Source organism: Streptomyces ipomoeae 91-03 (assembly GCF_000317595.1).
GTDB lineage: Bacteria > Actinomycetota > Actinomycetes > Streptomycetales > Streptomycetaceae > Streptomyces > Streptomyces ipomoeae.
In genome coordinates this window covers 1-19,565 of the sequence record NZ_AEJC01000450.1, presented here as the reverse complement: position 1 = coordinate 19,565, position 19,565 = coordinate 1, and the positions used below count along the sequence as shown (strand labels likewise).

Sequence of the window (19,565 nt, the reverse complement as noted above, 5' to 3'; positions counted from 1 at the left end):
CTCAGTGCGCGCCCAACCCTCCGCCGCCGAACGAACCGCTGCTGCCCCTGCTCCAGCGCCGCCGCTCCTTCGACGGGCTCGGACGGGAGCCCAGGTTGCCGTGCACTTCGTACGGCGTCAGCCGGAGATCGCTCTTGGGGATCTCGTCCGGCTCGCGGTTCTCCCACTCCTCGCGGACGGGACCGCCGTCGGGCAGCCTCGGCTGCTCCTCGGGGAGTGGACGACGCGGTTCACGCGCCCGTACCCGCGCGCCGAGCCAAAGGGCTCCGACCAGGACGCCCACGACCACGACACCTGCCAGGAACGGCGCGATACCGCCCAGCACGCTGCGCTCTGCGGCCATATATGTCCATTCCATGTTCATGAGGTACGAATACCCTCAAGTCACTGAGTGAACCAGGGCGAACCCGAAACCGGGTCGGTCGCCGGCGCCGGTCGCCGTGTTTGGCCGCATCGCCTTCCGGCTACCCGCTCCGAGTGACCTCGATGACGACATCCCAGCAGGAATTGATCCGGTTCCTCGAAGACCGCTTCGCCTGTGCGCAGGCATGCACCGAGTGTGCGCGAGCGTGTGCGTTGCGGGCGAGCCTCACCGACCCGGACGGGCCCGAGGACCGGGAACAGATGCGACGCAGGGGCATCATGTGCGCGGAGGTGTGCGATGCCACCTGCCGCGTCCTCTCCGAACAGCCCCACCTCGACGAGGCGGGCATCCGCGTCCAGGTGGAGTGGTGCCGCACGGTCTGTCTGGAGTGCGCGCAGGTCTTCGACCAGTACCCCGGTGCCGAGGCGAGTGCCAAGGCCTGCCGGGACTGCGCGCGCGCCTGCACGGACTTCCTCGTCACGCTGGGGTGAGTACCGGGGCTCCCGCCTGTTCCCAATTACTGGAACACGTTCTAGCGTGTGCGCCGTCAGGTCGGTCCTGGGGAGCCTGGAGGCGCCGTGCACCTCGAATACACGCCCGAGCAGCACCGGCTGCGCACCGAACTGCGCGCCTACTTCGCCGAGTTGGTCCCGGAAGACGCCCACACCCGCCATGTGGAGCCGGCGGCGCAGAAGCGTTTCTACCGCGAGACCATCCGCCGCCTCGGCACCGACGGCTGGCTGGGCGTGGGCTGGCCCAAGGAGTACGGCGGACGCGGTCTCACCGCCATCGAGCAGTTCATCTTCTTCGACGAGGCAGCCCAGGCGGGCGTCCCGCTGCCCCTGATGGCGCTCAACACCGTCGGCCCCACGATCATGCAGTTCGGCACCGAGGAGCAGAAGTCGTACTTCCTGCCGCGCATCCTCTCCGGAGAGATCGACTTCGCGATCGGCTACAGCGAGCCCGACGCCGGCACGGACCTGGCCTCGCTGAAGACACGCGCGGTCAGGGACGGCGACGAGTACATCGTCAACGGCCAGAAGATCTGGACGACCAACGGCGACACCGCGGACTGGGTGTGGCTGGCGACCCGCACGGACCCGGACGCCCCGCCCCACAAGGGCATCACCATGCTCCTCGTCCCGACCACCGACCCCGGCTACTCCTGCACCCTCATCCGCACCCTCGCCTCGCACGACACCACCGCCAGCTACTACGAGAACGTCCGCGTCCCCGTCTCCCGCCGTGTCGGCGAGGAGAACAAGGGCTGGCGCCTGATCACCAACCAGCTCAACCACGAACGGGTCACCCTCGCCGCCCACGGCACCATGGCCATCCGCTCCCTGCACAACGTGCAGCGCTGGGCCATGGAGACCAAACTCGCCGACGGCCGCCGCGTCATCGACCTCCCCTGGGTGCGCCGTCGCCTCGCCCAGACCCACACCAGGCTCGACGCGCTCAAACTCCTCAACTGGCGCATGGTCAGCGCCGTCCAGGACGGCACCCTCACCCCACAGGACGCCTCCGCCGTCAAGGTCTACGGCTCCGAGGCCCGCCGCGACGCCTACGCCTGGCTCATGGAGATCGTCGCCACCGTCGGCGCCCTCAAGGAGGGCTCGGCGGGCGCCGCCCTCCACGGCGAACTCGAACGCGGCTACCGCTCCGCCGTCATCTTCACCTTCGGCGGCGGCAACAACGAGATCCAACGCGAGATCATCTCGTGGATCGGCCTGGGAATGCCGCGGGTCCGCCGTTAGGGTGATGTGACCATTGACGTCAGTTGTCACTGCCGCGGATAGTCGGCACCAGTTTCCCGCGGCGACGGTAGCCCCAGTCGGTCAAGATCGAGTGGGCACCGTCTGCCGGGTCGCGAGTTCTCCACTGGTGCCGCGTCCGAGGTTGCCCGTGGGCGTACACCAGCGGCAGCGTGCGCTCTGACGGAGATCTTGGGGCAGCTGCTGGGCGCGGTGTTACAAGAGGCGTTCGCCGAGCGCACGCCGTGCGAGGTCACGAGTGCATGCCGTGTGAGGTCAGCCGAGGTTGTTGCCCCAGAGGGACTTGTCGTCGCTCTTGAGGCTGGGAACCCCGTCGTAGGTCCCGCCGTCCGCGGTCACCAGCGGTGCGGACAGCTGGTCCTCCAGCACACCGTCGCGGACTTGGACGATCGTGCTGTTGTGGTCTGTCTTGCCGGGCTTGAACGTCTTGCCCTCCATCGCCGCCTTCAGGTAGTAGAGGGCGTACTTGGCGTAGAGGTCAGCGGGTTGGGAGACCGTGGCGTCGATCTTGCCCTCGGCGATGCCCCTGAGCTCTCTGGGGATGCCGTCGTTGGAGACCACGAACACATGCTTGTTGTCCTCCGGGCCGACCAGCAGACCCTGCTGCTTGAGCACCTGCAGGGTGCCGGAGAGCGCGAAGCTGGCCTGCATGTAGACGCCCTTGATGTCAGGGTGGGCGGTGAGAGCCGTCTGCAGCTTCTGCGCCGCGACCGCCCCGTCCCAGTTCGTCGCCTCTCCGAAGACCTTGATCTTGGGATAGTTCTCCTTCATGCACTCGTTGAACCCCTCGGTGCGGTCGCGGCCATTGATCGAGGCAAGGTCGCCCTGGAGCATGACGACCTTGCCCTCGCCGCCGAGCTTGGTGCCGAGGAACCGGCAGGCCTTCTCTCCGTACTCGCGGTTGTCGGCGCGCACCACCATGTAGACGTCGCCGGTGTCGGGACGGGTATCCAGGGTGACCACGGGGATCTTCTGCGCGGCCAACTGCCGCAGGATGGGCGCGATCGCGGCGGTGTTCTGCGGGGCCATCGCGACGCCGTTCACCCCGTGGATGATGAAACTCTGTGCGTTGGTGGCGAGTTTGGCGACATCGTTCCGCGAGTTGGTGGTCTTCAGCTCCAGACCGAGCTCCTTGGCGAACCCCGGGGTGTACTGGATGAACGCGTTCCAGAAGTCGGTGTCGGAGCGGGGGTAGTCGACGCCCACCACCGGGGTGCTGTCCGCGTCGCCCCCCGTCTCGGCACCGGAGCCGCCGCAGGCGCCGAGCGCGGTGACGGCGAGAGCGCTGACGGCGCCGAGGCCGAGATATCGGAGGCATCGGGGCTTCACGGCTGGTTCTCCTTGCGAACGGTTTCGTGCGGGAGGTCAGACGCGGGGCCGGATCCGTAGACCGTGCATGCCGCCGTCGACGGCGAGACCAGTACCTGTGGTGGAACCGGAGAGCGGGCTCGCGGGATACGCGATGGCGTCGGTGGTGACAGGTCGGCCCATCGTCTGGCGGGCGCACACCGGGGTTGACGCACTTCACTCGGATCCCGGAGTGCACGATGTCGGCGGCGGTCGCGCGAGTGAGGGAGAGAACCGCGCCCCTCGGCGATGAGTACAGGGCCCGGTCGGGCAGCCCTGCGCTTGAGGCGAGGGAGTGGGTCTTGACGATCGCCGTGCTCCGGGAGCGGCGCAGACGCGGCACGGCGGCCGGGGACACTCGCAATGCCGACAACGTTGACCTCGAAGACCCGGCGCCGTTCGCCATGGGTGTTGCCCTCGATGGAGCCCGGGGCGCCGATACCGGCGTTGTCGACCGGGATGCGGATGCCGCCGAGCCACCGTGCGGCCTTCTCGACCGCCGCTCGGACGGCCACGTCGGCCGGAATGCCGGCCGGCGGCGCGGGCACGTCGTCGGGCTTGAGGTCGAGGCGGGCGACACGGGTCCCGCAGGTGAGCAGCCGCGCCATGGCCAGTCCGACATCTGATGAGCCACCGCTCACTACGGTCGTCAGCCCGGAATACTCCGACGCGCCCATGCTCTCGCCTCCGCTTTCCAATCTAGTACTCCAGCAGGATTTCGCTGTCTGACCTGCGGGTTTCACTGGGCTGCTGGAGTGTGGCGGGCCGCGGAGCGGTCAGGAGCGGCCTTCGGTGGGCCGCCGACGTGGTGCTGCGGTCACGCCGAGGTGACCGCAGCCGACAGTTTTTCGGCGCGGCGATGGCGATATCGCCTGGGTGGTCCGACTGCGCGGCGACGAGGTCTCCGTGCCGGCCGGTGGGGAACAGGCCGACGTCCTCGCCGCCCGCCGCCAAAAACCGCAGGACATTACTTGAGTCAGGCAATTACTTGCTGGTGTCCTGGTGTGGCGAACCCTACCGAGAAGCCGTCGCCGCTCCGCCGTGGCGCGTCCTGATCGTCGTGGGCGATCCCGGTGAGACCGAGAGGACTTCCTCGACCGGATCCGTGAGGCCGTCGGGCCGGACATCGAGCAGTCCACGCCGGCCTACCCGTGGGCCAAACACGGCGTGGCCCGGTTCGCTCGCAGGGAAGCGGTGCGGCTTGGGCCGGTCGGGGCCCGCGTGTGCTCGCTCGCGCCAGGGATCATCGACACCCCGCAGGGGCGGCAGGAGGCGGCCGAGCCCACGTCGATGCAGAGGCTCATCGACGTGACGCCGCTTGGTCGGACCGGTCGCTCGGAGGAGGTCGCGGCCGTCGTCGCGTTCATGCTCTCGGACGAGGCGAGCTTCCTGAACGGCATCGACATCCTCGTCGACGGTGGCGTGCTCGCCGCCGTACGTGACAGATGACGACCGGACCGAAGTGAGTACCGGACCGAAGTGAGTCATGAGGCACCGCTCGCCCGACTCGACCCGGGGTTCACATGAATCTTGGGTCCGGGGCCCACGCCCTCCGGGCGTTGGCCGGCGAGTATCGGCCCGACCCCGTCGAGGGTCACCGTGGCCGCGACGAGAGGCCGGGGGTCGATCGTGCCGGAGGCGTAGGCCCGGATGGTGGCGGCCAGGCCGGGGGAGGCGGACAGGATGCCCACCGCTGTCACGTCCTTCAGGACGAGCGTGCGGGTGTCGATCCCGCTGGGTTCGCCGGCCAGGCCGATGTACACGACGCGGCCGGAGGGTTCGACCAACTCCAGGGCCCGCCCCGGCAGATGGGCGGCGTTCGAGGCGTCGACGACCGCGTCGAAGGGCAGATCCGGGAGGGAGCGCTCGTTCCACACGTGCTCGAAGCCCAGGGCGTGGGCGAACGCGGGGGAGTTGTCGGCGCGGTCCAGTAGATGGACCTCCGCGCCCGCCGCCCGGAGGAACATCGCCACCAGGAGGCCGATCGCGCCCGCCCCCAGGACGAGCGCACGGTCACCGGGGCCGGCCTCGGCGGCCCGTGCCGCGCGCAGGGCGTTGCCGCCCGGCTCCACGAGCGCGCCGAGCACGGCGTCGACCGAGTCGGGCAGGGCGTGCAACGAGGAGGCCGGTACCGCCAGTTGCTCCGCCAGGGCCCCGGCCTGCCCGCCGCGGATACCGACCTCCCGGCGCTGCTCGCACACGTGCTGGTGGCCCCGGAGACAGCGGCGGCAGCCGCCGCAGCCCAGCATCGTGTCCCCCATGACGCGGCGGCCGAGCCACCCCGGGTCGACGCCGTCACCGACCGCCGCCACCCGCCCGGCCCACTCGTGACCGGGCCGCATCGGGTAGCTGGAGTGCCCTTGGTGGAGGTAGGCCATCGCACCGGTGAAGAACTCCACGTCGGTGCCGCACACCCCGACCCGCTCCACGTCGACGACCACCTCACCGGGGCCGGCCGTCGGCGCCGGGAGCTCCTGGACCTCGTACGCGCCCGGCGCGGTCAGGACGAACGCGCGCATCAGGCGACGGCTCACCGGGGCCCGAGCACGTGCTGGCGCTGTGTGCCGAGCTTGCCGATGCCCAGTTCCATCACATCACCCGGCCGCAGATACACGGGCGGGGTGAGGCCCATGCCGACGCCGGGCGGGGTGCCCGTGTTGATCAGGTCGCCGGGCTCCAGGACGAGGAACTGGCTGAGGTAGTGCACGATGAAGTACGGGTCGAAGATCATCGTCTTGGTGTTGCCGGTCTGCCGGCGGACGCCGTTGACGTCCAGCCACATGTCGAGGGCGAGGACGTCCTCGATCTCGTCGGTGGTGGCGAGCCACGGGCCCGCCGGGTTGAAGGTCTCCGCCGACTTGCCCTTGGCCCACTGCCCGCCCCGTTCCAGCTGGAAGGCGCGCTCGCTGACGTCGTTGACCACCAGATAGCCGGCGATGGCGTCCCGTGCCTCGTCCACGGAGTCGAGGTAGCTGGTGCGCCTGCCGATCACTATGCCGAGTTCCACTTCCCAGTCGGTCTTGGTGGACCCCCGTGGGATGCGCACGTCGTCGTGCGGACCGACCAGCGTGTTGGGCGACTTGGTGAACAGGATCGGCTCGTCGGGCACCGCCATGCCGCTCTCCGCGGCGTGGTCACGGTAGTTCAGGCCGATGCACAGGATCTGGTGCGGGCGCGCGATCGGCGCGCCGACGCGCTCCCCCGCGAAACGGGACACCCGGCCCGCCGCCACTCGCTCGGCGACGACGGGGCGGACGCGGTCGATGCCGCCCGAGCCGAAGAACGCCTCGTCGAAGTCGGTGACGACGTCCGACAGATCGACGTACGTCTCGTCGTCGATCCGGGCCACCGGCTTTTCCGCGCCGACGGCGCCGATACGCATGAGGTACACGATGCTGCTCTCCAAAGTGAGGGACGGTGGGGGAGGCGAGGGGGGATCAGGAGTGCGGCTCGCCGAGCGGACCCAGCAGCGCACGGAACTCGTCGAGGGCGTCCACCAGGGATGCCAGCGGGGTCCGGTACGCCAGCGCGCTGACGCTCACGGCCCCGGAGGGCACGGTGGGCGAGGTCGGATAGACGGGAAGGGCGAGGCAGTTGACGCCGGTCTCGTTCTCCTGGTCGTCGACGCCGTACCCCCTCCAGCGCGTCGCCGTCAGATCCTGGTGGAGGGCGGCGGCCGTACACAGGGAGCGCACCGTACGCCGTTCCAGCGGGGAGCCGCCGATCCACGCCTCGACCTCCTCCACGGTGCCCAACCGCCGGGCGAGCAGGAGCTTTCCCACGGCGGTGGTGTGCGCGGGGTTGCGTCCGCCGATCGTCGACGTCAGCCGGACGGCACCGGTGGGCGGGTCGACCTTGGCGCGGTACACCACCTCGTGCCCGTCGAGCACCGCGTAGTGCGCGGTCTCGCCGAACCGGTGCGCCAGGGCTTCGAGTACGGGGCGGATGCGGACCGCCTCGGGGCGGGCCTCGTGGTGGGCGAAGGCCATCCGCAGGAACTCGTCCCCGAGCACATAGCGGCCATGGGCGTCCTGGTCGGCGAGCCCCGCCCGACGCAGCGCGCCGAGCGCCCGGTGCACGGTCGGCTTGGGGCTGGCGACGACCCGCGTCAGCTCCTCCAGCCCCACTCCGTCGGGATACCGGGCGAGCTCCTTCAGGACGGCGAGCACCCGGTCCGAGCCCACAAGACGGTTGACGTCGGCGCCCGTCGAGCGGTCCTCGCCGGGGGCTGTCGATCCGTCGTACGTCTGCGTATGCTCCATGGCGTTCCAGACTGTAGACCACCGTATCGACTGTTGGAAGAGGTTCCATGGCGAGGCTCCGCAGCGCACAGTGGTACGGGGGACAGGACCGCAACGCCTACATCCACCGGGCGTGGATGCGCAGAGGCGTGCCGGGCGACGCCTTCACCGGCCGGCCGCAGATCGCCATCGCCAACACGGCCTCGGACCTGACCCCCTGCAACGCCCATCTCGACGAGGTCGCCGCCTCCGTGCGCGACGGCGTGTACGAGGCGGGCGGCATCCCGCTGGACCTGCCCGTGGTGTCGCTGGGCGAGACGAACGTACGGCCCACCGCGATGCTCTGGCGCAACATGGCGGCGATGGCCACGGAGGAGATGCTGCGGGCGAACCCCATCGATGGCGTCGTCCTCCTCGGCGGCTGCGACAAGACCATCCCCTCGCTGCTCATGGCCGCGGCCTCGGTGGACCTGCCCGCCGTCGTCGTACCCGGCGGCCCGATGCTCACCGGCACCTTCCGCGGCAAGCCGCTGGGCTGCGGCACCGATGTGTGGCGGCTGTCGGAGGAGGTCCGCGCGGGCACACTCTCGCAGGAGCAGTTCACCCGCTCCGAGTCGGCGATGATCCGCAGCCGAGGTCACTGCAACACCATGGGCACCGCCTCCACCATGGCCCTGGTGGCCGAGGCCCTGGGCACGGTCGTCCCGGGCGTGGCCGGAACCCCCGCCCCCGACAGCCGTCTGCTGGAGGCCGCGCACCACACCGGCCGGCTGGCCGTCGACATGGTCGCCGTCGACCGGCGGCCGGGGACCTTCCTCACCAAGGGGTCCTTCCACAACGCGATCGTCGCGCTGGCCGCCATCGGCGGCTCGACCAACGCCGTCGTCCACCTCCTGGCCATCGCGGGCCGCCTGGGCATCGACCTGACCCTCGACGACTTCGACCGCATCGGCTCCCGTGTCCCGGTCCTGGTGGACCTCCAGCCGGCCGGCCGCTTCCTCATGGAGGACTTCCACCGCGCCGGAGGCCTGCTCGCCGTCCTGCGCGAGGTCCGCGACCTGCTCGACCCCGACGCCCTCACCGTCACCGGCGAGCCGTTGGTCGACGCGCTCGACGACGCCCCGATCTGGGACGGCGAGGTCATCCGCACCCGCGACCAACCCCTGGTCGCCGAGGGCGGCATCGCCGTCCTGCGCGGCAACCTCGCCCCCGACGGCGCGCTCATCAAACCGGCCGCCGCCTCCCCGCATCTGCTGCGCCACCGAGGCCGGGCCGTCGTCTTCGACTCCATCGAGGACTTCCATGCCCGTATCGACGACCCGGATCTGGATGTCGACGCCGACTCCGTCCTCGTCCTGCGCGGCTGCGGCCCCAAGGGCTACCCGGGCATGCCCGAGGTCTCCAACATGCCCCTGCCGAAGAAACTCCTCGAACAGGGCGTCCGCGACATGGTCCGGGTCTGCGACGGCCGGATGAGCGGCACGGCGTACGGCACGGTCGTCCTGCACGTCGCACCGGAGGCCGCCGCCGGCGGCCCCCTCGCACTCGTACGGACCGGGGACCTCATCACCCTCGACGTCGAAGCCCGCCGCATCGACGTCGACGTACCCGCCGACGAACTCGCCCGGAGAACCCCGAGCGAGGCCACGGTCAGCGGCTTCGCCGACCCCCGGCGCGGCTGGGAACGCCTCTACGTCGACCACGTCCTCCAGGCCGACACCGGCGCCGACCTCGACTTCCTCGTCGGCTCCAGCGGCTCCGAGGTGAGCCGCGAGTCGCACTGACCGCGACGGCACCGACCTCGCGGCTCAGCGGAGCGGTGACCTGCGCACGGTCAGGACGGCGATGTCGTCGTGCGGGCGGTCGCCGGAGGCGAACGCGCGGGCGTCCTCGTAGAGCGACTCGGGCAGTTCGGTGGGGGAGAGGCCGAAGTGCTTCATCAGGCGTTCGTCGACGGGGTAGAACGTGCCGTCGGCGCCGCGGATCTCGGTGAGACCGTCGGTGGTCAGCAGCAGCGTCGCGCCGGGCGGGAAGTCGAACCAGTCCACGGTGGTGGGCTCGCTGGCCAGCTCGGCGAGGCCCAGTGGCACACCGGAGTCCAGGGACGGTGTGGTGACGGCGCCCTCGTGCAGCAGACGGGGCGGGATGTGCCCGCAGTTGACGACCTGCACATCGATGTCCGCGTCGACGGAGACGATCAGAGCGGTGACGAAGCGTTCGTCCTCGCCGGTCTGTTCGGCGTAGGAGTTGTGCCGTACGACGGCGGCGTCCAGGGTGTCGACCAGCGCGGTCAGTGTCGGTTCGCGGTGGGCGGCCTCCCGGAAGGCGCCGATGACGGCGAAGGCGGTGCCCACGGCGGCCAGCCCCTTGCCCTGGACATCACCGATCAGTACCCGGGTGCCGAAGGGTGAGTCGACGACGTCGTAGATGTCACCGCCGACGAGCCGGTCCTCATGGAGAGGTTCATAGACGCCGTTGACCAGGACGTCGTCGGTGACCAGGGGCAGGGGGTGCAGGATGTGCCGCTGCATGGCCGCGGCGGTGGAGCGCAGACGGACCATCTCGTGCTCGCGTCTGATCCGGCGACGGCAGGCGTACACGGAGGTCAGGGCGAGGGCGAGGGTGAGCAGGACCAGCAGGAGCCGGTCCAGCAAGTGGCCGTCGGCGCGGTTGCGCAGCACCACGGTGGCGGTGACGACCAGCGCGGTCCACGCGGCGACGAACCTCGTCTGCACCTCGGTGCACAGCGCCGACGCCGCGCCGGGCAGGAAGACCAGCAGCCCGAGCAGCCACACCTCCGACCCGGACAGGGCACCCAGGGCCTCCACGAAGACCGTCACCGACACGACTCCGGCGACCAGTTCCCCGTTGCCGGGAGGCTCGATGGCCTCGAAGACCTCGGCGGGTCTCCTCCGGAGAGTACGGCGGGTACGGGACATCGGGACTCCCGGGCAGATGGTGATGATCTCCTCTTACCGTATGCAGGCCGGGCCGAAGGGGATGAGGCGCCCCGCCGGTAGCTGCCCTGGTTGACATAAGCGCAGGTCATCGGCAGTCCTTCCGGGCAATGAGCAGCTCTGTCACACTGGCGGCGTGGACGCCTCTCGAACTGGTGACCCCCTGACGGTCGACCCCGGCCTGTTCGGCCCGGCCTCGGTGACCTGGCAGGCGCACGGCGATCCCATGATGTGGATCGCCGGAATCCGCGCCCTGTACCTCCAGGCCCTGCACCCCCGGGTGGTGCGCGGCGTCATGCAGAACTCCGACTTCCGCGAGGACGCCTGGGGGCGGCTGATGCGGACGGCCGACTTCGTCGGTACGACGACGTACGGCACCACAGAGGCGGCGGAACGGGCGGGCGCCCGCGTCCGGAAGATCCACAGCATGCTCACGGCGACCGACCCGGACACGGGGGAGCGGTACGGCGTCGACGAGCCCGAGCTGCTGCTGTGGGTGCACTGCGCCGAGATCGACTCCTATCTGCACGTCCTGCGCCGGTCCGGCTTCCCCTTCACCGACACCGCCGCCGACCGGTACATCGACGAACACCGGGTCAGCGCCCGCCTGGTGGGCCTCGACCCGGCCGAAGTGCCCGACAGCCGGGCGGAGCTGGCCGCGTACTTCGAGAAGATGCGGCCCGAGCTCGCCGCCGGGCCGGAGGCACGGGAGGTGGACGACTTCCTGCGCCGACCGCCCACGCACCCGTTGCTCGTACCGGCACGCGAGGCACTGTGGCGGCGCGTGGCGAACCTCGCGTACGCCTCTCTGCCGCCGTACGCCCACGAGTTGTACGGCCGACCGGCCCCGGCCCCGGCGACCGTCACCCGGCGCCTACGGCTCACCGGTACCCTGCTGCGCTCGATTCCCGCCCGGCTGCGCTGGCAACTCCCGCCCAAACACATCCTCCGCGCCATGGCCCGACTGGGCCCCGGCGCACGCCCGGCACCATACAAAGTCATGAGATAGGCCGCCATACTGGACGACCAGGACCTACGGGGCGGGTCCGTACGGACGGGGGCGGTCGTTGGCGATGGCGGACACCAGGCTGATCCAGGGCCGGTACCGGTTGCTCGATCTGATCGGGCGGGGCGGGATGGGTGAGGTCTGGCGCGCGAGAGACGAGTCGCTGGGCCGGCAGGTCGCGGTCAAGTGTCTCAAGCCCATCAACACCCAGCCCGACCAGTCCGTCACCCATGTCCTGCGGGAGCGCTTCCGGCGCGAGGCACGCGTGGCCGCCGCGCTCCAGCACCGCGGGGTGACCGTCGTCCATGACTTCGGCGAGTCCGACGGAGTGCTGTTCCTCGTCATGGAGTTACTGGAGGGCCGCAACCTCAGCCAACTGCTGGAGGACAACAAGCACCATCCGCTGCCGGTCGCCGATGTCGTCGAGATCGCCGACCAGGTGGCCTCGGCGCTGGCCTACACCCACAAACAGGGCATCGTGCACCGTGACCTGAAGCCCGCCAACATCATGCGGCTCGCCGACGGCACGGTGAAGATCTGCGACTTCGGCATCGCCCGCCTCGGCCGCGACGTCACCTTCACCTCCCGGCTCACCGGCACCGGCATCGCCATGGGCACCCCGCACTACATGTCCCCGGAACAGATCAGCGGCGGCCAGGTCGACCACCGCAGCGACCTGTACTCCTTCGGCTGCGTCCTCTACGAACTCATCACGGGCGTACCGCCGTTCGACCTCGACGACGCCTGGGCTGTCCTCATGGGCCACCGCGACACCCCACCCCGGCCGCCGCGCGGCCACCGCGAGGACGTGCCCGAGTACCTGGACCGCATCATCCTGGACCTGCTGGCCAAGCAGCCCGAGGAACGGCCGCAGGACGCCCGCGAACTGGGCCGCCGCGTCGACGAGGGCCGTACGGCCGGCCCCGCGCCGCAGCCGGCCGCCTACATCCCCACGGTCGTCTCGCGACCCGCGCCCCCCGCCACCGGCTCCGGCACCCCCGGCCCTCGCGCCCGCCCAGAGCCGCTGTCCCCGCGCGAGCGTCGGCTGCCGTCCTGGACGCGCGGCATGACCACCGGCCCCAAGGCCACCGGCGCCGGACCGAGCCTCCCCCCGCCGGACGCCGCGGCCGGACTGACCGGAGAGTGGATCACCCGCCCCGCCACCGGCCCCGCCGAAGAACCCGTACGCGCCGAACGCCCCACGCCGTCATCGGAGTTGATCACCACACTGGCCGGGCGGCACAACGCGGGCCTGAGCCTCGGCCGGCTCGGCCGCTGGACCGAGGCCGGAGAGGTGCACCGCGCGGTCGCCGCCGAACGCGAGCACGCCCTCGGGCCGGACCACCCCGACACCCTGGCCAGCCGCTACGAGGTCGGCTTCACCCTCAGCCGCACCGGGCGCCCCGCCGACGCCCTGCGCGAGTTCGCCCACGTCGCCCGCACCCGCGAGCGCGTCCTCGGCACCGAGCACCCCGACACCCTCGCCGCCCGGCAGGAAATGGCGTACGTACTCGGCCAGTTGGGTCGCCATTTCGAGGCCCACCAGGCGTACACCTCCGTCCTCGCCGCCCGCGAACGCATCGCGGGCCCCGACCACCCGGACACCCTGCGCTGCCGCCACAACCTCGCCTTCAACCTCAGCAGGCTCGGGCGCCTGGAGGACTCGTACCGCATGGCGGGCGAGGTGGCCGACGCCCGCGCCCGCGTCCTCGGCGCCGAGCACCCCGACACCCTCGTCACCCGCTGCGAAGTCGCCTACGCCCTCGGTCAGTTGGGGCGCTGGCCGGAGGCGCTGGGGACCTATCAGGAGGTCGCCGAGGCCCGTGCGCGGGCCCTCGGCCCCGACCATCCCGACACCCTCGCCGCCCGCTACGAGGTCGGCATCAGCCTCGGCCGGCTCGGCCGCAGCGCCGACGCCCTGACCCTCTACCGCGCCCTGGTCGACGACCGCACCCGCGTCCACGGACCCGCCCACCCCGAGACCCTGCGCGCCCGGCACGGCCTCGGCGTCAACCTCGGACGCCTCGGCCGCTGGGAGGAGGCCCTCGCCGAGTCCCGCGACGTATGCGCCCTCCGCGAGAGCGCCCTCGGCCCGGACCACCCCGACACCCTCGTCAGCCGCCGCGAGGTCGCCGTCGGCCTCGGCTGGCTCGGCCGCTGGGCCGACGCCCTCACCGAGTACCGCGGCGTGGCCGAGGCTCGCGCCCGCGTCCTCGGCGCCGACCACCCCGACGCCCTGGCCAGCCGCAACGACGAGGCCCACTGCCTGGAACAGCTCGGCCGCGGCCCGGAGGCCGTGGAGCTGTACCGCAGGGTGGCGGCGTTACGGCAACAGCGAGCGACGGGCCGTCACTGAGAACCGGGCGACCGCAGGGTGTACGACTGGTTGATCCACCTGGCACACCCCCCTGGCCGACCCCGATCACCGCATGTTACGAAGAGCCATGCCTGCCACCCCCACACCTGCCCCGACCCCCGCGGTACAGCCCGGCCGTCCCGGACCCCGGCCGCACGACTCGTACGACGCCGTGATCGTCGGCGGTGGCCACAACGGACTGGTCGCCGCCGCCTACCTCGCCCGGGCCGGCCGCTCCGTGCTGGTCCTGGAGCGGCTGGGCAACACCGGCGGCGCGGCGGTCTCCACCCGGCCGTTCACCGGGGTCGACGCCCGGCTGTCGCGGTACTCGTACCTGGTCAGCCTGCTGCCCCGGAAGATCGTGCGGGACCTGGACCTCGGCTTCCGTGTCCGGGGGCGCACGATCTCCTCGTACACCCCCGCCGAACGCGACGGACACCCCACCGGTCTGCTCGTCGGCGGTGGTGAACGCCGCACGCGGGAGGCGTTCGCGCGGCTCACCGGTTCGAACGCCGAGTACGAGGCGTGGCGGCGTTTCTACGGGATGACGGGCCGCGTCGCCGAGCGGGTGTTCCCGACCCTCATCGAGCCCCTCCCCACCCGGGACGAGCTGCGTCGCCGTGTCGACGACGAGGAGGCCTGGCGGATCCTCTTCGAGGAGCCCATCGGCACGGCCGTCGAGGCGACCTTCAGCGACGACCTGGTGCGCGGGGTCGTCCTCACCGACGCCCTGATCGGCACCTTCGCGGACGCCCACGACCCCTCCCTGGTGCAGAATCGTTGCTTCCTCTACCACGTGATCGGTGGCGGCACGGGCGCCTGGAACGTACCCGTGGGAGGGATGGGCGCCCTCACGGACGCGCTCACCAAGGCCGCGCGCGACGCCGGTGCCGTGATCGCCACCGGCCACGAGGTGCGGAGCATCGCGACGGACGGACGCTCCGCCGAGGTCACCTACCGCACGGCCGACACGGAAGGAGCCGTCGCCGCCCGCCACGTCCTCGTCAACGCCTCCCCGCGGGAACTGGCCGCCCTGACCGGCGACGAACCGCCCGCCCCCGCCGAGGGTGCCCAGCTCAAGGTGAACATGCTGCTCACCCGGCTGCCGCGACTCCGCGACGAGTCCGTCGACCCCCGCGACGCCTTCTCCGGGACCTTCCACATCGCCGAGGGCTACGACCAGCTCGCCGCCGCCTACGCCCAGGCCGCCGCCGGCGGGCTGCCCGAGGCGCCGCCCTCCGAGATCTACTGCCACTCCCTCACCGACCCGACCATCCTCGGCCCCGGCCTGGTCGACCAGGGCTACCAGACGCTCACCCTGTTCGGCCTGCACACCCCCGCGAGGCTCTTCGAGGCCGACAACGACGCCGTCCGTGAGGAACTCCTGAAGTCGACCCTCGCCCAGCTGGACACGCACCTCGCCGAGCCGATCACCGACTGCCTCGCCACCGACGCCGACGGCCGCCCCTGCATCGAGGCCAAGACCCCCCTCGACCTCGAACACGATCTCGGCCTCCCCGGCGGCAACATCTTCCACCGCGCCCTCACCTGGCCGTACGCCCAGGACGACACCGGCCGCTGGGGTGTCGAGACCCGTCACCCGAACGTCCTCCTGTGCGGCGCCGGCGCGGTACGCGGCGGCGGGGTCAGCGGGGTGCCCGGGCACAACGCCGCGATGGCGGTGCTCGAAGCCTCGGGGCGTCCGTCCTGATCCGATCGAGTCGCATGATTCGGGGCGGGAGGGGTACTGCGGGAGGTGCGTGATCCTGTACGACACGGCCGCCCCGCCCGGCGGGGCCGCCCACGCACCACAGGGAGGCTCTCATGGCCGACCTCAGGCCGACGGATCTGCAGAAGGCCCTCAAGGGCATGGAATACCCGACGGACAAGGAGCACCTCGTCGAGCGCGCCCGCAAGAACAAGGCCGACGACAAGGTGGTGAGCCGTCTCAGCGGTCTGAAGAAGGAGCGCTTCGACGGCCCGAACGACGTCCAGAAGGCCGTGTTCAACGAGTAGCGGCCCCAGCACACACCGCACCGATGCGCTCGGCGCCAGTCGGGCGCATCCTCATAGGGGAAGTCGCTCCCCGCGCCCCGGGGCGCGGGGAACTGCGCGACCAGCCGCAGCGAAGCCGCTGTCGCCCATATGACCGACAGCCCCCTCCCCGTAGGCGCTCCAGCTCCCGCCGGACGGCACCATAAAAACTGACGGTGCATCAGAAAACCTCTTCCCTCGTCCGGAGGACTGCGGCATCCTGCGCCCATGCAGACGGAGCTGAGCAAGAAACTGGGAGTCGAGCACGCCGTCTTCGGCTTCACGCCGTTCCCCGCCGTCGCCGCGGCCATCAGCCGGGCCGGCGGCTTCGGGGTGCTCGGCGCGGTCCGCTACACGGCCCCCGACGACCTCAAACGCGACCTCGACTGGATCGAGGCCCACGTCGACGGCAAGCCGTACGGCCTGGACGTGGTCATGCCGGCCAAGAAGGTGGAGGGCGTCACGGAGGCGGACGTCGAGGCGATGATCCCCGAGGGACACCGGCAGTTCGTCAAGGACACCCTCGCCAAGTACGGCGTGCCCGAACTCGCCGAGGGGGAGGCCTCCGGCTGGCGTATCACCGGCTGGATGGAACAGGTCGCCCGCACCCAGCTCGACGTCGCCTTCGACTACCCCATCCGGCTGCTCGCCAACGCGCTGGGCTCCCCGCCCGCCGACGTCATCGACCGCGCCCACGAACACAACGTCCTCGTCGCCGCGCTCGCGGGCAGCGCCCGGCACGCCCGCAAGCACGCCGACGCCGGCATCGACATCGTCGTCGCCCAGGGGTACGAGGCCGGCGGGCACACCGGCGAGATCGCCTCCATGGTGCTCACCCCCGAAGTCGTGGACGCCGTATCGCCGTTGCCCGTGCTCGCCGCCGGCGGCATCGGCAGCGGACAGCAGGTGGCCGCCGCCTTCGCGCTCGGCGCCCAGGGTGTCTGGCTCGGTTCGCTCTGGCTGACCACCACCGAGGCCGAACTGCCCTCCCCGCGGCTGATTGAGAAGCTGCTCGCCGCCGGCTCCGGCGACACCGTCCGCTCCCGTGCCCTCACCGGCAAACCCGCACGCCAGCTCCGTACCGAATGGACCGACGCCTGGGACGACCCCGCCGGGCCCGGCGCCCTGCCCATGCCGCTGCAAGGGCTGCTGGTCGCGGAGGCGGTCTCCCGCATCCAGAAGTACGAGGTGGAGCCGCTGCTCGGCACCCCGGTCGGGCAGATCGTCGGCCGGATGGACAGCGAACGCAGCGTCCAGGCCGTCTTCGACGACCTCACCCGCGGCTTCGAGCGGGCCGTGGACCGCGTCAACCGGATCGCCGGAAGGAGCGAGGAACAGTGAGCCAAGCCCCTCAAAGCCCAGCTCGTCAGGGCCACGTTCCACCTCAGGGCCCAGCCACTCAAGGCCAAGCCCCTCAACGGCAAGCCCCTCAGCCGCAAGCTCCCCAAGGATTCTGGGCCCAGGCCACCGCCGACCCCGACCGCCCGGTCCTCGTCGCCCCCGACGGCGAGGAGTGGACCGCCGGACGCCTGCACGCCGAGGCCAACCGCCTGGTGCACGGCCTGCGCGCCGCCGGTCTGGAACGCGGCGACGCCTTCGCGGTCGTGCTCCCCAACAGCGTCGAGTTCCTCACCGCCCACCTCGCCGCCACCCAGGCCGGCCTCTACCTCGTCCCCGTCAACCACCACCTGGTGGGCCCCGAGATCGCCTGGATCGTCTCCGACTCGGGCGCCAAGGTCCTCATCGCCCACGAACGCTTCGCCGAGGCCGCACGGCACGCCGCCGACGAGGCGGGGCTCCCCGGAAGCCACCGGTACGCCGTCGGCACGGTCGATGGCTTCCGCCCGTACGCCGAACTCGTCGACGGACAGCCCGAGTCGGCGCCCGAGGACCGCACCCTCGGCTGGGTCATGAACTACACCTCGGGCACCACCGGCCGCCCCCGCGGCATCCGCCGCCCGCTGCCCGGCAAGCTCCCCGAGGAGTCGTACCTGGGCGGCTTCCTCGGCATCTTCGGCATCAAGCCGTACGACGACAATGTGCACCTGGTGTGCTCGCCGCTCTACCACACGGCCGTGCTGCAGTTCGCGAGCGCGTCCCTGCACATCGGGCACCGGCTCGTCCTCATGGACAAGTGGACACCCGAGGAGATGCTCCGCCTCATCGACACATACCGCTGCACCCACACCCACATGGTCCCCACCCAGTTCCACCGGCTGCTGGCGCTTCCCGAGGACGTACGGGCCCGCTACGACGTGTCGTCCATGCGGCACGCCATCCACGGCGCCGCCCCCTGCCCGGACCATGTGAAACGGGCCATGATCGAGTGGTGGGGCCACAGCGTCGAGGAGTACTACGCGGCCAGCGAGGGCGGCGGCGCCTTCGCCACCGCCGAGGACTGGCTGAAGAAGCCCGGCACCGTCGGCAAGGCCTGGCCCATCAGCGAACTCGCGATCTTCGACGACGACGGCAACCGGCTGCCGCCCGGCGAACTCGGCACCGTCTACATGAAGATGAGCACCGGCGGCTTCTCGTACCACAAGGACGAGACCAAGACGAACAAGAACCGCATCGGCGACTTCTTCACCGTCGGCGACCTCGGCTACCTCGACGAGGACGGCTATCTCTTCCTCCGCGACCGGAAGATCGACCTCATCATCTCCGGCGGGGTCAACATCTACCCCGCCGAGATCGAGGCCGCTCTCCTCACCCACCCCGCCGTCGCCGACGCCGCCGCCTTCGGCATCCCGCACGACGACTGGGGCGAGCAGGTCAAGGCCGTCGTCGAACCCGCCCCCGGCTTCACCCCCGGGCCCGTGCTCGCCGAGGGGATCCTCGCCCACTGCGCCCGCGAACTCGCCGGGTACAAGCGTCCGAAGAGCGTCGACTTCACCGAGGCGATGCCCCGCGACCCGAACGGCAAGCTGTACAAGCGGAGGCTGCGCGAACCGTACTGGGAGGGCCGGGAACGGACCGTGTGAGTGACGGGGCCCGCACCGATGGCGTCGTCGCGCGTACGCGTCAGGGCTTGCGCGCGACCCCGCCCAGCGCGATCACCTCGGTCGACCGGTCGCCCTCCGCCGGATCGGGGCGCCAGTCGTTGAGCGGCACGACCCCCGGGGCCAGCATCTCCAACCTGTCGAAGAATCCGGCGAGTTCGGCCGGGCTGCGCAGATAGTACGGGACCGCTCCGCTCTCGTTGTACTGGCGGGTGGCCTCGGCGTTGGCCTTGTTCGTGTCCACGCTGTCGTTGAAGGCGAACCAACTCCCGGACGGCAGGGCGTCCATCAGCGTGCCGACGATGGAGCGCGCCCGGTCGTAGTCCGCGATGTGCCCGCTGACCTGCATCAGCGTCAGCGCGACCGGCCGGGAGAGGTCCAGGGTCTTCGCCGCCTCCCGCAGAACGGTCTCCGGGTCGTGCAGATCGGCGTCGATGTAGTCGGTCGCCCCCTCCGCCGTACTGATGAGCAGCGCACGGGCATGCG

17 protein-coding genes and 1 pseudogene are annotated in these 19,565 nt (G+C 71.0%); 10 read left to right on the top strand and 8 right to left on the bottom strand.

The window, feature by feature from the left end:
- Position 1: 1 nt before the first annotated feature.
- Positions 2 to 364 (bottom strand): DUF6479 family protein, encoded by a 363-nt coding sequence (locus tag STRIP9103_RS29790; protein ID WP_048821230.1) that lies wholly within the window; start codon positions 362 to 364, stop codon positions 2 to 4.
- Between the two features lie 122 nt (positions 365 to 486).
- On the opposite strand from STRIP9103_RS29790, the gene STRIP9103_RS29785 reads away from it, so the two are divergent.
- Both STRIP9103_RS29785 and STRIP9103_RS29780 read left to right on the top strand, forming a co-directional pair.
- On the top strand, positions 487 to 855 hold the full coding sequence (locus STRIP9103_RS29785; RefSeq protein WP_009326580.1) for a four-helix bundle copper-binding protein: 369 nt from the start codon (positions 487 to 489) through the stop codon (positions 853 to 855).
- A gap of 87 nt (positions 856 to 942) precedes the next feature.
- Positions 943 to 2,121 (top strand): acyl-CoA dehydrogenase family protein, encoded by a 1,179-nt coding sequence (locus tag STRIP9103_RS29780; RefSeq protein WP_009326589.1) that lies wholly within the window; start codon positions 943 to 945, stop codon positions 2,119 to 2,121.
- A gap of 273 nt (positions 2,122 to 2,394) precedes the next feature.
- On the opposite strand, the gene STRIP9103_RS29775 is transcribed toward STRIP9103_RS29780, so the two are convergent.
- Positions 2,395 to 3,468, bottom strand: coding sequence for a sugar ABC transporter substrate-binding protein (locus STRIP9103_RS29775; protein ID WP_009326586.1), 1,074 nt, complete (start codon positions 3,466 to 3,468; stop codon positions 2,395 to 2,397).
- Between the two features lie 36 nt (positions 3,469 to 3,504).
- Positions 3,505 to 4,163 (bottom strand): annotated as a pseudogene (locus STRIP9103_RS47245) (SDR family NAD(P)-dependent oxidoreductase).
- A gap of 424 nt (positions 4,164 to 4,587) precedes the next feature.
- On the opposite strand from STRIP9103_RS47245, the gene STRIP9103_RS29765 reads away from it, so the two are divergent.
- Positions 4,588 to 4,935, top strand: coding sequence for an SDR family oxidoreductase (locus tag STRIP9103_RS29765; protein WP_078614094.1), 348 nt, complete (start codon positions 4,588 to 4,590; stop codon positions 4,933 to 4,935).
- 35 nt (positions 4,936 to 4,970) lie between these two features.
- On the opposite strand, the gene STRIP9103_RS29760 is transcribed toward STRIP9103_RS29765, so the two are convergent.
- The 3 genes from STRIP9103_RS29760 to STRIP9103_RS29750 are packed head-to-tail and all read right to left on the bottom strand — an operon-like array spanning position 4,971 to position 7,748.
- A complete protein-coding gene (locus tag STRIP9103_RS29760; RefSeq protein WP_009326581.1) occupies positions 4,971 to 6,005 on the bottom strand; it encodes a zinc-dependent alcohol dehydrogenase in 1,035 nt (344 codons plus the stop codon).
- 11 nt (positions 6,006 to 6,016) lie between these two features.
- A complete protein-coding gene (locus STRIP9103_RS29755; RefSeq protein ID WP_009326588.1) occupies positions 6,017 to 6,877 on the bottom strand; it encodes a fumarylacetoacetate hydrolase family protein in 861 nt (286 codons plus the stop codon).
- Positions 6,878 to 6,923: 46 nt separating this feature from the next.
- A complete protein-coding gene (locus STRIP9103_RS29750; RefSeq protein WP_009326593.1) occupies positions 6,924 to 7,748 on the bottom strand; it encodes an IclR family transcriptional regulator in 825 nt (274 codons plus the stop codon).
- Positions 7,749 to 7,795: 47 nt separating this feature from the next.
- Between STRIP9103_RS29750 and STRIP9103_RS29745 the strand changes: the two genes are divergently transcribed.
- Positions 7,796 to 9,511: an IlvD/Edd family dehydratase gene (locus tag STRIP9103_RS29745; protein WP_009326595.1), complete on the top strand. Its 1,716-nt coding sequence runs from the start codon at positions 7,796 to 7,798 to the stop codon at positions 9,509 to 9,511.
- A 24-nt stretch (positions 9,512 to 9,535) separates the two neighbouring features.
- Here STRIP9103_RS29745 and STRIP9103_RS29740 read toward each other — a convergent pair whose 3' ends face one another.
- On the bottom strand, positions 9,536 to 10,666 hold the full coding sequence (locus STRIP9103_RS29740; RefSeq protein WP_009326596.1) for a PP2C family protein-serine/threonine phosphatase: 1,131 nt from the start codon (positions 10,664 to 10,666) through the stop codon (positions 9,536 to 9,538).
- Positions 10,667 to 10,820: 154 nt separating this feature from the next.
- On the opposite strand from STRIP9103_RS29740, the gene STRIP9103_RS29735 reads away from it, so the two are divergent.
- The 6 genes from STRIP9103_RS29735 to STRIP9103_RS29710 all read left to right on the top strand — a co-directional run bounded on the left by STRIP9103_RS29735 (position 10,821) and on the right by STRIP9103_RS29710 (position 19,061).
- The gene (locus STRIP9103_RS29735; RefSeq protein WP_009326582.1) at positions 10,821 to 11,693 is read left to right on the top strand and encodes an oxygenase MpaB family protein; all 873 of its coding nucleotides are present in this window, start codon (positions 10,821 to 10,823) and stop codon (positions 11,691 to 11,693) included.
- A 64-nt stretch (positions 11,694 to 11,757) separates the two neighbouring features.
- Entirely contained in the window at positions 11,758 to 14,046 is a 2,289-nt protein-coding gene (locus STRIP9103_RS29730; protein ID WP_048821228.1) for a serine/threonine-protein kinase, read from the top strand.
- An 88-nt stretch (positions 14,047 to 14,134) separates the two neighbouring features.
- Positions 14,135 to 15,757 (top strand): phytoene desaturase family protein, encoded by a 1,623-nt coding sequence (locus STRIP9103_RS29725; protein ID WP_048821227.1) that lies wholly within the window; start codon positions 14,135 to 14,137, stop codon positions 15,755 to 15,757.
- A gap of 113 nt (positions 15,758 to 15,870) precedes the next feature.
- The gene (locus STRIP9103_RS29720; RefSeq protein ID WP_009326590.1) at positions 15,871 to 16,062 is read left to right on the top strand and encodes a DUF2795 domain-containing protein; all 192 of its coding nucleotides are present in this window, start codon (positions 15,871 to 15,873) and stop codon (positions 16,060 to 16,062) included.
- Positions 16,063 to 16,308: 246 nt separating this feature from the next.
- Positions 16,309 to 17,421, top strand: coding sequence for an NAD(P)H-dependent flavin oxidoreductase (locus STRIP9103_RS29715; RefSeq protein ID WP_009326587.1), 1,113 nt, complete (start codon positions 16,309 to 16,311; stop codon positions 17,419 to 17,421).
- Entirely contained in the window at positions 17,418 to 19,061 is a 1,644-nt protein-coding gene (locus STRIP9103_RS29710) for an acyl-CoA synthetase (RefSeq protein WP_009326592.1), read from the top strand. The genes STRIP9103_RS29715 and STRIP9103_RS29710 overlap by 4 nt, the downstream gene beginning before the upstream one ends.
- 40 nt (positions 19,062 to 19,101) lie before the next feature.
- On the opposite strand, the gene STRIP9103_RS29705 is transcribed toward STRIP9103_RS29710, so the two are convergent.
- A partial coding sequence (locus STRIP9103_RS29705) for an SAM-dependent methyltransferase (protein WP_009326585.1) occupies positions 19,102 to 19,565 on the bottom strand: 464 nt, incomplete at its 5' end.